Below are 12,928 nucleotides of genomic sequence, written 5' to 3'. Positions count from 1 at the left end.
CTAGACGGTGTCCGCGGCTTCCGATCCGTCGCTGTCTCGCCGTGCAAGTACGATGCCGGCGATGAAACACGCAGCCCCCAGCCCGTACAGGCCATAGCTCAGTGGTGCCGAAACGAGGAACCCTGCGACGATCAGTACTCCGAACGCGGCGTGCAGAATCGCAGTCTGGTTCACAGCTAGTGTAGCGGGTTCAGAAGCAAAAATGCCGCGGTACGGGGCTCACTAACCGGGTCTAATCGATAGGAATCTGTGGGAGTATGGGGCCAGGACGGCCCCGTTCACCGTTGGTGTATCGCTCCAACGCCAATTGAGATCACGGGCACAGGTCGCCGGTCCTCACGGTTGTCGACGAATCAGCCGATTCAGGCAGGGCGGAGTCGGATGATGGGTGCGTCCGGCGAATCGATGACGGCGAGGACGTTCCCAGTCTCGGGTTCGACCACGACATCACGGATGCGCCACCCTCGGTCGGCGAGGAGGGGTGTCGCTTCCTGAACGGTTCGCCCGTCGACGGTAAACCGGGCAAGGTACTGCGAGGCCAACCCACCGACGAGCAGGTCACCGTTCCATTCAGTGAAGGCGTCGCCGGTGTAGAAAGTCGCGCCGCTGGGCGGGAACCCCCCCGAACCGCAGTCCCACGAATACACTGGTGCAACGACGTCGTCTCGCTCCGCGTGGCTGACGCCGATTGGGTCGCCGCCGCCGTAGGTACAGCCCTCGTCAGCGACCGGCCAGCCGTAGTTAGCGCCACGTTCGACGATGTTGATTTCGTCGCCATCCTGCTCGCCGAACTCAGTCTGCCAGATAGCGCCGGTGTCGGGGTTGACGGTCATTCCCTGTGCGTTACGGTGGCCGTAGCTGAATGTCGAATCGGCCGCGTTCGGGTCGTCAGTGAACGGGTTCGCATCGGGAATCCCGCCGGAGGGCGTCAGTCGGAGCGTCGTCCCGAGTTCATTCGTCAGGTCCTGTGCGACGTGGTCGGGCCCGAAGTCCTTGAACTGCCTGTCGCCGACGGTCATGTACACAAGCTCGTCGGGACCGAACACGACACGAGAACCGAAGTGCCCGTCGGAGTCGACGAACGGCTCTGCTACATGCAGTTGTTCGAACGTCTCGAACTGCGCGTCAGCCACGTTCAGGCGGCCACGGCCCAGATGTGTGGCCGACTCACCGCTGTCGTTGGCCTTCGAATACGTGAGATACACCCACGCCGGGTCCGGAAATTCGGGGTGGAACGCCGTATCGAGCATCCCTCCCTGTCCGCTCGCGTACACCGACGGTGCGTTACTGACCGGTGTGACTGTGCCGTCCGTCGGATTGACTAGCACCACGCGGCCGACGCGCTCTGTGACCAGCAATTGCGAGGTATCAGGCAGCGGCGTGATGCTCCAGGGGGATTCGAGCCCATCGGTGACGGTCTCGACAGTCACAGCAGTCGCTGCATCGTCTGTCTGTCCGGAATCCGTCGCTGGAGCACCGTCCGTTTGGCGGTCGTCACTGGGAGCACTACAGCCTGTGAGTGTCCCCGCGACTGTGAGTCCGCTGACAGCGAGGAACGTCCGTCTGTCCATCGTAGCCACCGCTACGGTCTCGGTGCTGTTAACTGCGGCCCTAGCCGCGGACAGTCCGCTGAACTCGTGCGCTCTACGACCGGGCGTGTTCGACGGCGTCCTCGGCGGTGTCACCGACGTACTCGTAGAACTGTCCGCGCAGGCTGTCGCTGTGCTGTGACATCTGTGTGATGACTGTGACGTGGTCGTCTTCAACGGCGAACACGATATCGAGCGGTAGTCCGCAAAACTCACCGCGGAGTGTAAATTCGTTGTTCGGATAGAGGTCGTCGTGGTTCGGTGACGTGCGTCGGCAAACGTAGCCAGTGTGTTCCCGCAGTACGGTCTTGAGTTGCTCTGGCGTTAGGTATCGGTCAGCTTTCTCCATAGCGGTGTGGCTTACTGTGATCCTATCGACGTTCATTGGCTGTCCGGAGGGCGTGCCGGCTTATCTGACCTGTTATCCCTCGCTTCTAATCGAGAGAGCAGGTTCTGCGCCACGGCTGGATACCCTGAACAATCTCCCCGAATGGGTGCACCGGTACGTTGGCGCAGTCAGCAACTGGTACTCACGGGGCGCAGCCTGCTATCCCTCGCCTGTCGCGGCGAAGTGTCTTTTAGCCATCCGCAGCTACGTATTACTGATGGACCGTCACAACCAGCCAGCAGATGATAGAGAGCGTCTGCCAGCGGAGACGCTCTCGCCGCTGGCGATGCGGGTCGACGAACTGCTTGCGCTGTACCGGTACGAACTCACCCCCGCTATTGATGCAATCAATGCTGCCGTCGCTGGCTACGGTGGCCTGTTCGACCCGGAGACCACTGCTGATGAAATACGGACCGCAATCGACGATCTCCTCGAATCAGGCCCGCCACCATCACAGCAGACTACGGCCGAGGCCACTGTGTCACAGGTCGTCCTCTATGTGGACGGCAGCGCGCACAGTAACGGTCCGGCGGGTGCCGGGGCCGTAATTCAGGCGGACGAGACGCCGATTGCCCGACTCGGGCGTCCGGTCGGCTCCCGGACGAACAACAACGTCGCCGAATACGCTGCCCTCCATCTCGGGCTGCAAGCACTGGCAGCACGGTGTGACCCGGAGTCGGTCGAGATACGCATCGATTCGATGACCGTCATCAACCACATCTGGGGCGACAGCGAAAGCACAGTGAAAGCGACGCCGTACAGCACGGCGATCACTGAGCACCTATCGGCGCTGCCTGCCCACGAGTGGACGCATCTGGCTGACAGTGATCCGAACCCGGCTGATGCACAGGCGACGGTCGGGGCCGACATCGCAGCCCTCGGTCCTGGGTAAGACGGAGGGCCAGAGCCTGTCGTTCGCATCGCTCGGGAAGTGGCTCACTAGCGACAGATTGGTGTGTAAGTGGCCGCTGTTCTGCTGTTTTTATTCCTCGAGCACGTGTCTTATGATAATGTACACCGATGGGCAGTTCGACTATGATGTAGCCGTGGTCGGCGGCGGGCCGGCCGGGCTGACGAGCGCACTGTACACCACCCGACTAGGGATGGACACGATTGTCATCAACCGCGGTGGGGGCCGCGCTGCGATGATGACCGATACACACAACGTCATCGGCGTCACCGAGGACGTTTCAGGGAACGAGTTCCTGGAGACGGCACGCGAACAGGTGCAGGATTACGGCGGAACCTACGAGCGAGGCTTCGTGGAGTCGGTCGAGCCACTCGCCGACGGGGACGAGGACGGATTCACCGTAACGACGGGCGACGGCGAACTGGTGGTTAAGCGAGTCGTCCTGGCGACCGGGTTCGCCGACGAACGTCCGGACCCGCCGCTGCCGCGGACCGGCAAGGGACTGCACTGGTGTCTCCACTGTGACGCGTTCATGTTCGTCGGTGAGCCGGTGTTCGTGATGGGGACCGGTGAAGCCGCGGCCCACGTCGCGATGATTATGCTGAACTACACCGACGACGTAGATATACTGACTCGCGGCGAGGAGCCCGAGTGGAGCGACGAGACGCAGACGATGCTCGACAATCACCCGGTCGAGATCGTTGCGACGGAGCTCTCCGGGAAGCAGACCGACGATGACGGCTGGCTATCAGCGTACGAATTCGAGGACGGAAGCGTTCGGGAGTACAAGGGCGGCTTCCCGATGCTGGGGTCGGACTACCACGCGGAACTGGCCGATGAACTGGGGCTCGATAGAAACGATGACGGGACAGTGGCCGTCGACGACCACGGCGAGACCAGTGTCTCCGGCGTCTACGCCGTCGGAGACCTGACGCCGGGCCACAACCAGATTCCAGTCGCGATGGGTGAGGGCGCGGACGCGGGCATTGCTATCCACAAGGATCTCAGGAAGTACCCGCGCTCAGTCGACGACATCGAATCCGAGGGAGCGGTCGAGGATACAGACGTGCCCGCTGTCTCGGAGGAACTGTTCGCGACGGCGTTAACCCACGAGGGACACGCTGCTGGGCCACGTTCGGAGGAAGCGCCAGAGGCCCGCGCTGACGACGACTGACACTCCGGAGAAGATTCAACCGAGTATCGGCTCCGGGAAGCGACCTATTCGTCCTCGGTTTCGCGCTGTCGATAGGGTTCGAGCAAGTCGTCAAGCAGTAAGCAGCGAGGGTCTGTGACGGGGTACGCAGTGTCGATGTACTCCTCTGCGGTCTCGATATCACCGCGGATAGCGAACTGTCGGACGCGCGCAGCGTTCTCGTAGAAGTTCTCGTTGATCTCCGGCGATATCTCAGCCCCGCTGGAAGCCGGCGGGTCCTGGAAAACCTCTTTCTGTAGCTCGTCGAAATCAACCATCTCGGGTTCGTAGTCCTCGATTTCCGAAAGGACGTACTCAACGGCGAACCGCTGAAACTCGGACTTGTTCGAGAAGACACCCTCCGCTACCATCTCCTCGACGCAGTCCATCACCGCTTCGGGAAACCGGACCGTTGACTTGACCACGTGCTTACCATCAGACTGTCGACCTACATAAAATATACTCCCGCGGAGCCTAGCCTACCGTGTTTTGAGAGGATAGTGTTATCTCATTGATTGAAGATGTCGTGTCACAGCATGAGTATTGGCGATGCTTTTTGACGGCAGTGGGAGGAGAGCATGGGCTTACTGACACAAAATTGGAGCCGCCTATTGACGCGGAGGCAATCAGTGGCAAACGTCGGTCAGATGATATCCTCGGACGTGTAAATATAGTCACCGCTACGACATCGAAAATCCGGATTACAGAACATACTTTTGCCGTGGACACCTCCTAAAGTCTGACAATGGGTCGGCCAAACGTGTTACTCGTCGTTCTCGACTGCGTACGCGCGGCGAACACTTCGCTGTTAGGTCATCGGCGCAAGACCACACCCTTTCTGGAAGAGTTCGCTCGTGAGGCGACGGTGTACACGCAGGCACGGACGACCGCGAGCTGGTCGCTGCCGGCCCATACAAGCCTGTTCACCGGTGTTCCCTCTGAGGGCCACAAACTCCAGATAACCGAACGGCTGGAACCCGGCCAGACCATCTTTGATTACCTCAACGGGGAGGGCTACGAAACCGGCGTGTTCACCGAAAACCCATATCTCACAGTGCACCCGTCCGGCCTCAGCGACAGTTTCGAGACCGTCGTCACGGAACGGCCCGACTCGACAGACGTTGACGACCCCTCCGAGACCCGCAACGGTGTCGACGGGTTCTGGTATGCTGACAGGCTGACAGAGTGGGTCGACGAGCAATCGGCGTCCTGGGCTGCGTGCCTGAATCTGATGGACGCGCATATGCCGTACGCGACGCGGGACGCCTACGATGAGTGGGGTGCGGACTTTTACTGGGCAATGCACGACGAACTCCCGATCAAATGGGAGTGGAGCGTCTACGGGGAGCAACTCCCGGCAGGCATCGGGCAGCTACTCGAACCGCTGTACGACGGGGCGGTTCGACAGACCGACGCCATTCTGGAGGAGGTCATCGGTGCTCTGGAGGCACGCGGTGTTTTAGACGATACGCTCGTTGTCATCACATCGGACCACGGTGATGGGTTCGGAGAGCCGCCACAGGCCGCCACAGAGCCACCGGCCGTCATGCACGGGATGGGGACACAGGAGGAACTGTTTCACGTCCCACTGGTCGTCCGCGGACCGGGGCAGACCGAAGGGCGGCGAATCGAGTCCTTGGCGACGCTGTCACGGTTGCCCGACGCCGTGCTGGCTACCTTTGATGGCGAAGCGGACGACTCCGGGTGGTTCGTCGCACCCGATGGGCAGACGACTGCGTATCAGGCACCGCCCACCGGGCAGACGGCGGAGTACGCCGAGAAGTACACTGACGAACCGGACCGATTCCGACAGTCTGCGTCGCTCGTGTACCAAGACGGACCCGGCGATACTGTCTACAAGCGCGCAGCGTGGGGAGATGATGAGTACGAAGCGGTCGTGCGGGGCCGGCGGTCCGAGCCGAGCGACGGGACACCTATTGACCGCCCGCCGTCGGACGTTATCGCTGACTCGGCAGAGCACAGTGAGACGCTCGATATCACCCAACTCGCTGCCGGAGAGGACGAAATGGCAGAATACGATATCGATGGCTTCGACGACATAGATGTCAAGTCGCGGTTGGAGCGACTCGGCTATCTCTGAATCGTGCCACCCAGGTCTGAACCGAGCATCGTCCGCAACAATCGTGGTACCGCTGCCGTGTTTACGATGCCTGAACAGAACCGAAAAGGATGTTTGTGACACCTTGATTTGTACGAACGATGTATAGCGATATTCTCGTTCCAACGGATGGGAGTGCGTCAATGAAGCAGGTACTGGAACACACAATCGACATTGCCGACGGGCGTGATGTCACCGTCCACGCACTGTATGTCATCGACGACCGAGCGTTCCTGTCGATGGATGACGAGATGCAGGACGAGGTACTGGAGAACCTGCGAACGGAGGGCGAAGAGGCCACGTCGGTAGTCCGAGACACGCTGGAACAGGAAGGAATCGAGGTCTCGACAGCTATCCAGCGGGGCAAACCAGCAGACTGCATCGTATCCTACGTTGCTGACGCCGATATCGACCTGATTACGATGGGAACGCAGGCAGACAAGTACGAAAAGAACATGCTCGGGAGCACAGCGCAGAAGGTCGTCACGAAGTCATCCGTTCCGGTACTCACTGTTGACGTTTCCGAGTCAGACTAAAAGGCTGGTGTGGTCATATACAGGCCGTACGCAGTTCTCCGTCGGGAGCGATTGTCACGGGCTCGACGGACCGTTGTACGATTTGAGCAGACCAAGGCAATCCCTTCAACTGCCATTTAAAAGTTCCAACGGCCGCGATCGCTCTTGGACCGGACCCGCTTCCAATCGGCTGTGTGAGTCACGAACACGCCTCAGCAGTACTTACTGTAGCTCGGTCAGAACCGAGTTCTGAGATCAGGGCCGCTAGCAGCGAAACTGACCGAGTGCTGCTGGGCGTGACTCCGAACGGTTGGATACTATCCTGTGTTGAGCACGGAGGGCAGTAGTGGTAACAATCTAATATAGAGACGACTATGTATTGAATTGTTGAGGGTGAATAATCCTATTCTATCACTATTATTTATTAATGTTCTAGCAGGTAAGTCGTAACCCAGAAGTTCTGCGCATGCTTCGTCAAAACTGCTATGTCTACGACGTTGACCGTCGAAGGGATGAGTTGTGGTCACTGTGAGCAGACCGTCGAGGAGGCCATCGAGGCGCTCGCTGGTGTCCAAGGCGCTGAGGCCGATAAAGACGCCGAACAGGTGTCTGTCGACGGCGACGTCAGCCCCGAGCAACTCATCGCCGTTGTAGAGGATGCGGGATATGAGGCAGAGACCTGAGACAGTCCACCGCGAACACTGTAGTAGATAACATTTTTTATCGAGCTATCAGAACGAGCAGTCGATGCCCTCCACGTTGCGGCGGACATTCCTCGGAATGGTCGCCACCGGATCAGTCGCCGGTATCGCTGGCTGTTCGTCGTCGTGCCCTGACGACGGCGAACCGGACCCATCTCATACAGTCGAATCGGATATCGACAGCACCGGCTTCGAGACAGTGCCCGACGGCTCGTGGCCGTTGCCGCGGTTCGACGCAACGAACACAGGCTATGCGCCAGTCGGACTGAAAACCACGACACCATCGGTCAGATGGCACGCAGATATTTCAACAACGTCCGGTGACGGTGAAACCACCGGTGCAAGCGCGGTGGTCGTTGCCGACGGAACTGTCATGCTAACGACGGCGACCGGTGTCGTCGCCCTATCGCTCCGTGACGGCACAGAGCAGTGGCGGCACAATCTCACACCGGCGACGGTTCCGTCAGTGGTCGACATTGGAGACGAACCAGCGCCACCGGTGATAGCTAACAGTCGCGTCTTTCTCGCAACGGCGAACGGTATCGCTGCATTCGAGGTTGCGGACGGAGCAGTTGCGTGGCGAAACACCGACACGGCCGGGGCAGGCGTTCCAGCGGTGACTGACGACGCCCTGGTCGTTCCCACGACTGACGGGATAGCGAGATTGTCGACCGACGACGGACGCCGACAGTGGACGGCGACCGCCGACGGGACGAGGCTGGCCGTGGCCGACAGTACCGTCGTCATCGCCGGTGAGCGGATAACGGCAGTGGATGCCGAAACCGGCGAGGTCCAGTGGGAACATTCGGACCGATCTGAAGGATATCCCGTCGTCTCTGATGGGACCGTCTATGTGAGCAGCACGTACGGCGACCTGATAGGCCGGTCACTCACAGACGGGACCGAGCAGTGGCGTCTCGACGACAGACGGTCACTCGAGTTCCCGGTCGTGACGCCCGATAGCGTGTACGCAATCGAGCGCCCGGGTGAGTCCTCCAGCGCGACGTTCGCCTTCGACCGCGTCGAAAACGGGCCACCAGAGCCCCGGTGGTGCTCTGAAATCAATATCGGTGGCGCGGTGACTGCCGCGGCTGACGATGCTGTGTTCACGTTCCAGCGTGATGATGGCCTCACCGCGTTCACCACGCGCCTCGGCGAGGCAGTATGGCAGTATCCGACCGAGTATCAGGCAATCTCAGTTGCGGTACTCGATGGCGGAATCGTGAGCGTGTCACCGGACGGCACCGTCGTGGCCCTCGGAGGTGAGTGACCCGCTATGTGGCGTCGCTCATATCGGTTCGCTGGTCCAATCCTCGGTTTGGGTGCGGTCTGTCTGCTCATCACCGCAGTGCCACTCGAACTTTGGCCGACACCGAGACCAGGTGATTCGTATGTGTTCAATCCACCGCCGTTTAGCGCAATTTGGGTACAACGGACGCTCAGACCGAGACTCATCATAAGCGCGAATGCGCTGCTGTTAATCGGGCTGGGCACAGTACTCAGGCGTGACAGCGCGTCGATGTCTCGCTTACAGCGCGTGTTCGCGTTCAGTGCTCTCGTTGGGGCCGGAGCCTGTTTGCTCGGAACGCTGTTGTTCACAACAGCCGGGACAAACGATATCGGGAGAGAGCTCACCGCATTCCTCATCTGGGCTCTTGCGATCCCGCTCATACTCCTGGGACTCGTCGTCTGGGGCACTGGCTACCTCCGGGCGGACAGCACCCGACTCGGTGTTGCACTCACTGTCCCACCGGTACTGGCTGTTGCATACATCGGTCTCTCGATGGCGGGCGTTGACTTCTCCCCCGTTGGCAGGCTGCTGTTGATTATTCCGACGAGTGGCATGGCGCTGGTCGTCGGCTACGACCTGTGGACCGACAACACCGTCGCCGATGACAGATAACGAAGTCCGCCACAGGCCACTCAAACACCTCACCCGAGTACCCCGGCCCGACCGAGGAGTATCTGTTCTGCCCGGTCTGGCTGTCGGTCAAACATCGCAACGACTGAGGCGGTATCGGGCAAATGTGGCAGTATATACTCGCCTTCAGCGTGTTCGATAGTAACCGTCTCCGTTCCAAGCAGTGAATCAAGAGGCGTCTTCGTAACGCGCAGGCCACGTTCCTCCCACGACTCGATTCGCCAAAGTGCCGTTCCAAACAGACGATCATATGCGACGAGCACACCAGCGGCAGGGTCAATTCGGTATTCGATCGCCCCGTATCGCAATAGCTGATCGAGACACAGCAGGAGAACCGGAATGCCAACGCTTGCGACAACGATCACGGCAACGATGTCCCACGCACTGCCAATCGCAAACAGGACCGCAACGAGCAGCCCCATGCCACCAATAAACAGGCTTCCTGGGTGATCTGGGAATCGGAGAAGGCCGCCGATGACCCGTCCCCAGCGAACCGGACGAACCCGCTCAGGTGCATCAGCGAGTGACCCGTCGATAGTTCGTGCTTTCGACGGGGCCGTTTGCCAGCCGTATTCCTGATCGTACGAATTGAAATAGACGGCAAGACGGTCGCTGTAGACGCCCAAGAGGTCAGACGTGAATTTGAAACAGACAACCATGAGTACCAGCGGCAGTCCGACAACAGTCGGGTCGAGACTGCCGAGTTCCGCTTCAGGCCCCTCCGTAGCTGCTGTTATCAGTGTCAGCGTGAGTATGCCGCCGAAAAAGACGGTTACTATCCGTGGTAACAGTCCGCGAAACGCTGTCGTCGAGTTGTGTTTCCGATACTCCCCGCTGTAGAAGTAATTCCGTGCCGTTGTGACACCCGTCAGAACGAAAATTCCGACAGTTGCAAGCATTACGCCAGTTACCGTCTCCGTGCTGGGTTCCGGGAGTGGACCGATCAGCAGGGCCCCAGTAAACAACCAGACGCCCGCCAGAATGAGAACGGTAATTGGGAGTACAAGCAGCGTCGTGAGATAGACTCGCAAATCTGTTCGCGGGACGGAGATGGCGAACTGTCGTTCCGCCAACGGTCCAACGAGTAAGGTGTCGGTCTCAATCTCCGGTGGGCGACCGGCGAACACTGCTCGGACGAGTGCCCAGACCGAGTCGACTCCAAGCTCAAGCCAGTAGAGAAACAGCAATGCAGCCGCACTCCAGTCGAAGAACGCAACGCCAACAATCGGAAGCGAATTCGAGACGATAGTGCCGAGTAGTTCCGTCCGACGGCTATCCCCTGTACGGAGGAGCTGTCCGGTGGAGGGCATTATTCTGTGGTGATAGCTAGTGGCATATGAACGAACTGATTGCACAGCCAACTGCGCCACGCAACGGGCAAGAGGCAGCACACGACTTCGACTCATGCAGGAAGCAGTCTCCTCTCTGAGTCCGAACTGCAGGAGAATCCAACGTGTGGGCACTGAAAGCGCGGGCATCGTCAGGCCGCGCTGACGGACAGCAGTGATCGTGGGTATATTTCTACCCGTATTGACTGACACACCGAATTGACGGTGGGTAAATGTCGTTGTACGTGTATAAGACCACGTACTTAGACCACAAGTGAGAGTTTTCAAGACTCCCAGGGTACTGATTGGGTCACCTTAGACAGATTTTCCCCAAATATTAAAATAATTAGCCACAGTACGTGATGGCATGAGGAAGCGATTGCGAAAAGCACTGAACACGATACCGATCCCACGGGGGGATTCCAGCGTAGGCCTCGATGCGTGTACGGAATGTGGTCAGCCCTCGCTACCCGGTGCTGGCCGCTGTACTGACTGTTTAGAGGGGTAAAAACGAATTATACCTGGGAAGGGAAAGTGAGTGCCAGCAATTGTGCTTCAGACGAACTCCGCCCTGTGCAAGGCAGTCAGAGTTGGTACACAAAACCAACACGTGAGCTGTGGCAGTCAGCCGTCAATAAGTTCATCGGCAAGAAAAGCAGGCAGCCAGCGGGTCCGCTGCCGACTGATGGGAGATCGTGTTCAGGTTTCGTCAGGCATTTACATCAAGGCAGTTGACTGACAACAATGTCTTCTCGCAGGTCAGTGTGTCTTGAGGAGATGGTATGGCCAGAGATAGAGTCTGCCCTCGACAACGGAACACGGACGGTAATCGTCGCTGTCGGTTCAATCGAACAACACGGCCGACACTTGCCACTGAACATGGATACGCTGGACGGGGACGAACTCTCGCGCCGAATGGCGGTTGAAATGGGTGATGCTCTTGCCGCCCCGACAATTCGCCCCGGATGTTCGGGACATCATATGGAGTTCCCCGGTACAATAACCGTTCCACCCGAGACGTTGATGGATGTCATTCGGTCGTACTGCAGATCCCTCGACACCCATGGCTTCGAACACATCGTTCTCGTCCCGACTCACGGTGGGAACTTCGGGCCGGTCAAAACCGTGGCTCCTGACATCGCACGAGAACTCGAAGCCTCAGTGATCCCGCTCGCCGACCTCGACGAACACATGCAGTTGCTGAATGAGGGTCTCAGCAAGGCCGGTATCGAGTACGAACAGGATGTAATCCACGCCGGAGCCGCCGAAACAGCGATTGTGCTAGCCATCGATGAAGGTCTCGTCAGGACGGAGAATGTCGAACCCGGACCTGAAGGTGATATTTCGCCGGCTCGGCTGCTAAGTGAAGGGTTCAAATCAATCACCGAAAACGGTGTCCTCGGTGATCCGACAGCGGCGACAACCGAGGCCGGAGAAGCGATTATCGAGAATGTCGTCGAGGCGTACGTCGAGGCGGTCGAGACGGAACGCAGCGCAGTCTAGTCGAAGGCGTGAGAGTGTGTCCACTTGGACGTTTTTGAGATAAGCGGGTACCAGCAGGCCTCGCCGATGCGTACTGGTTTGTGACTAAGACTCGAATACACGTCCTGAATGCGTACGCGGCAATCTCGCGGGCTGTCTCAGATTGTTCCGACGGGAGCGGTGCTGTGGGCCAGAGCACGGCTGAAAACGGGAAAGTGCCACGTTACTGGCAAGTACCACACATTGCCTGTGTCGTCACTCGTCGGTCTCGCGGCGGATCATGGCTGTCGCCTCGTATGAAATAACCAGCTCGTCGTCCTGATTCAGGCCTTCGTGGCGGGTGGTGATGAACCCCCGGCTGGGGTCACTGTCGGAGGGTCGCTTGTCGATGATTTCAGTTCGTAGTCGTAGCGTGTCACCGGGCTGGAGCGGCTGATGCCAGCGGAGATCGTCGACGCCGACGCCAGCCTGAGTTGCCATGTCCTCGCTGTTCTCGACGTTGAGACGCATACAGATCGCGGCGGTCTGCCACCCGGAGGCGACTAGCCCGCCGAAGACGGAATCCTTCGCTGCGTCCTCATCGGTGTGGAACGGTTGTGGATCGTACTTCTCACCGAACTCTACGATCTCGGACTTCGACACAGTGTATCCATCGGATTGCCGTACGTCGCCAACCGAAACATCCTCGTAAAGTTTCATACGACCACGAACAGGGGGCACAAACAAAAAACCCGGCGCGATCACCGATAGAATGCATTTCCGTGAGTATGGCAGCAATACTGA

The 12,928-nt window shown here is 59.1% G+C and carries 14 protein-coding genes; 8 read left to right on the top strand and 6 right to left on the bottom strand.

What is annotated here, in order from left to right:
* From C444_RS22475 to C444_RS18890, 3 genes are all read right to left on the bottom strand, one after another.
* On the bottom strand, nt 1-174 hold the full coding sequence (locus C444_RS22475; protein WP_004594680.1) for a hypothetical protein: 174 nt from the start codon (nt 172-174) through the stop codon (nt 1-3).
* 188 nt (nt 175-362) lie between these two features.
* Nucleotides 363-1,571, bottom strand: a complete 1,209-nt coding sequence (locus tag C444_RS18895) for a PQQ-dependent sugar dehydrogenase (RefSeq protein WP_004594679.1) — start codon at nt 1,569-1,571, stop codon at nt 363-365.
* Between the two features lie 73 nt (nt 1,572-1,644).
* A complete protein-coding gene (locus C444_RS18890) occupies nt 1,645-1,974 on the bottom strand; it encodes a hypothetical protein (protein ID WP_049909624.1) in 330 nt (109 codons plus the stop codon).
* A gap of 220 nt (nt 1,975-2,194) precedes the next feature.
* Between C444_RS18890 and C444_RS18885 the strand changes: the two genes are divergently transcribed.
* Complete coding sequence (locus C444_RS18885; RefSeq protein ID WP_004594677.1) at nt 2,195-2,869, top strand: ribonuclease HI family protein; 675 nt, start codon at nt 2,195-2,197, stop codon at nt 2,867-2,869.
* A 118-nt stretch (nt 2,870-2,987) separates the two neighbouring features.
* The gene (locus tag C444_RS18880; RefSeq protein ID WP_004594676.1) at nt 2,988-4,061 is read left to right on the top strand and encodes an NAD(P)/FAD-dependent oxidoreductase; all 1,074 of its coding nucleotides are present in this window, start codon (nt 2,988-2,990) and stop codon (nt 4,059-4,061) included.
* A gap of 44 nt (nt 4,062-4,105) precedes the next feature.
* Here the strand turns inward: C444_RS18880 and C444_RS18875 are convergent, their stop codons facing one another.
* Nucleotides 4,106-4,504 carry a ribbon-helix-helix domain-containing protein gene (locus C444_RS18875; protein ID WP_004594675.1) on the bottom strand — a complete coding sequence of 133 codons (399 nt, stop codon included), beginning with the start codon at nt 4,502-4,504 and terminating at the stop codon, nt 4,106-4,108.
* Nucleotides 4,505-4,824: 320 nt separating this feature from the next.
* On the opposite strand from C444_RS18875, the gene C444_RS18870 reads away from it, so the two are divergent.
* The 5 genes from C444_RS18870 to C444_RS18850 all read left to right on the top strand — a co-directional run bounded on the left by C444_RS18870 (nt 4,825) and on the right by C444_RS18850 (nt 9,317).
* A complete protein-coding gene (locus C444_RS18870) occupies nt 4,825-6,180 on the top strand; it encodes a sulfatase (protein WP_004594674.1) in 1,356 nt (451 codons plus the stop codon).
* A gap of 119 nt (nt 6,181-6,299) precedes the next feature.
* Nucleotides 6,300-6,734: a universal stress protein gene (locus C444_RS18865; RefSeq protein WP_049909623.1), complete on the top strand. Its 435-nt coding sequence runs from the start codon at nt 6,300-6,302 to the stop codon at nt 6,732-6,734.
* A gap of 464 nt (nt 6,735-7,198) precedes the next feature.
* Nucleotides 7,199-7,396 carry a heavy-metal-associated domain-containing protein gene (locus C444_RS18860; protein ID WP_049909622.1) on the top strand — a complete coding sequence of 66 codons (198 nt, stop codon included), beginning with the start codon at nt 7,199-7,201 and terminating at the stop codon, nt 7,394-7,396.
* A 97-nt stretch (nt 7,397-7,493) separates the two neighbouring features.
* Nucleotides 7,494-8,684, top strand: coding sequence for an outer membrane protein assembly factor BamB family protein (locus C444_RS18855; protein WP_004594671.1), 1,191 nt, complete (start codon nt 7,494-7,496; stop codon nt 8,682-8,684).
* Between the two features lie 249 nt (nt 8,685-8,933).
* The gene (locus C444_RS18850; protein WP_004594670.1) at nt 8,934-9,317 is read left to right on the top strand and encodes a hypothetical protein; all 384 of its coding nucleotides are present in this window, start codon (nt 8,934-8,936) and stop codon (nt 9,315-9,317) included.
* 29 nt (nt 9,318-9,346) lie between these two features.
* Here the strand turns inward: C444_RS18850 and C444_RS18845 are convergent, their stop codons facing one another.
* On the bottom strand, nt 9,347-10,645 hold the full coding sequence (locus C444_RS18845; RefSeq protein ID WP_004594669.1) for a DUF6498-containing protein: 1,299 nt from the start codon (nt 10,643-10,645) through the stop codon (nt 9,347-9,349).
* Between the two features lie 762 nt (nt 10,646-11,407).
* Here C444_RS18845 and C444_RS18840 point away from each other — a divergent pair.
* On the top strand, nt 11,408-12,166 hold the full coding sequence (locus C444_RS18840; RefSeq protein WP_049909620.1) for a creatininase family protein: 759 nt from the start codon (nt 11,408-11,410) through the stop codon (nt 12,164-12,166).
* Nucleotides 12,167-12,400: 234 nt separating this feature from the next.
* Here the strand turns inward: C444_RS18840 and C444_RS18835 are convergent, their stop codons facing one another.
* The gene (locus C444_RS18835) at nt 12,401-12,844 is read right to left on the bottom strand and encodes a MaoC family dehydratase (RefSeq protein ID WP_004594665.1); all 444 of its coding nucleotides are present in this window, start codon (nt 12,842-12,844) and stop codon (nt 12,401-12,403) included.
* Between the last annotated feature and the right edge of the window lie 84 nt (nt 12,845-12,928).

Origin of the sequence: Haloarcula japonica DSM 6131, from assembly GCF_000336635.1 — an archaeon.
Classification (GTDB): Archaea; Halobacteriota; Halobacteria; order Halobacteriales; family Haloarculaceae; genus Haloarcula; species Haloarcula japonica.
This window is presented reverse-complemented; position numbering and strand designations above follow the sequence as displayed.

What these genes read in the sequence shown, in the direction of transcription:
- C444_RS18895 (WP_004594679.1), bottom strand. Translation starts at nt 1,571, where the DNA reads ATGGACAGACGGACGTTCCTCGCTGTCAGCGGACTCACAGTCGCGGGG.
- C444_RS18890 (WP_049909624.1), bottom strand. Translation starts at nt 1,974, where the DNA reads ATGAACGTCGATAGGATCACAGTAAGCCACACCGCTATGGAGAAAGCT.
- C444_RS18885 (WP_004594677.1), top strand. Translation starts at nt 2,195, where the DNA reads ATGGACCGTCACAACCAGCCAGCAGATGATAGAGAGCGTCTGCCAGCG.
- C444_RS18880 (WP_004594676.1), top strand. Translation starts at nt 2,988, where the DNA reads ATGTACACCGATGGGCAGTTCGACTATGATGTAGCCGTGGTCGGCGGC.
- C444_RS18870 (WP_004594674.1), top strand. Translation starts at nt 4,825, where the DNA reads ATGGGTCGGCCAAACGTGTTACTCGTCGTTCTCGACTGCGTACGCGCG.
- C444_RS18865 (WP_049909623.1), top strand. Translation starts at nt 6,300, where the DNA reads ATGTATAGCGATATTCTCGTTCCAACGGATGGGAGTGCGTCAATGAAG.
- C444_RS18860 (WP_049909622.1), top strand. Translation starts at nt 7,199, where the DNA reads ATGTCTACGACGTTGACCGTCGAAGGGATGAGTTGTGGTCACTGTGAG.
- C444_RS18855 (WP_004594671.1), top strand. Translation starts at nt 7,494, where the DNA reads ATGGTCGCCACCGGATCAGTCGCCGGTATCGCTGGCTGTTCGTCGTCG.
- C444_RS18850 (WP_004594670.1), top strand. Translation starts at nt 8,934, where the DNA reads ATGTCTCGCTTACAGCGCGTGTTCGCGTTCAGTGCTCTCGTTGGGGCC.
- C444_RS18845 (WP_004594669.1), bottom strand. Translation starts at nt 10,645, where the DNA reads ATGCCCTCCACCGGACAGCTCCTCCGTACAGGGGATAGCCGTCGGACG.
- C444_RS18840 (WP_049909620.1), top strand. Translation starts at nt 11,408, where the DNA reads ATGTCTTCTCGCAGGTCAGTGTGTCTTGAGGAGATGGTATGGCCAGAG.
- C444_RS18835 (WP_004594665.1), bottom strand. Translation starts at nt 12,844, where the DNA reads ATGAAACTTTACGAGGATGTTTCGGTTGGCGACGTACGGCAATCCGAT.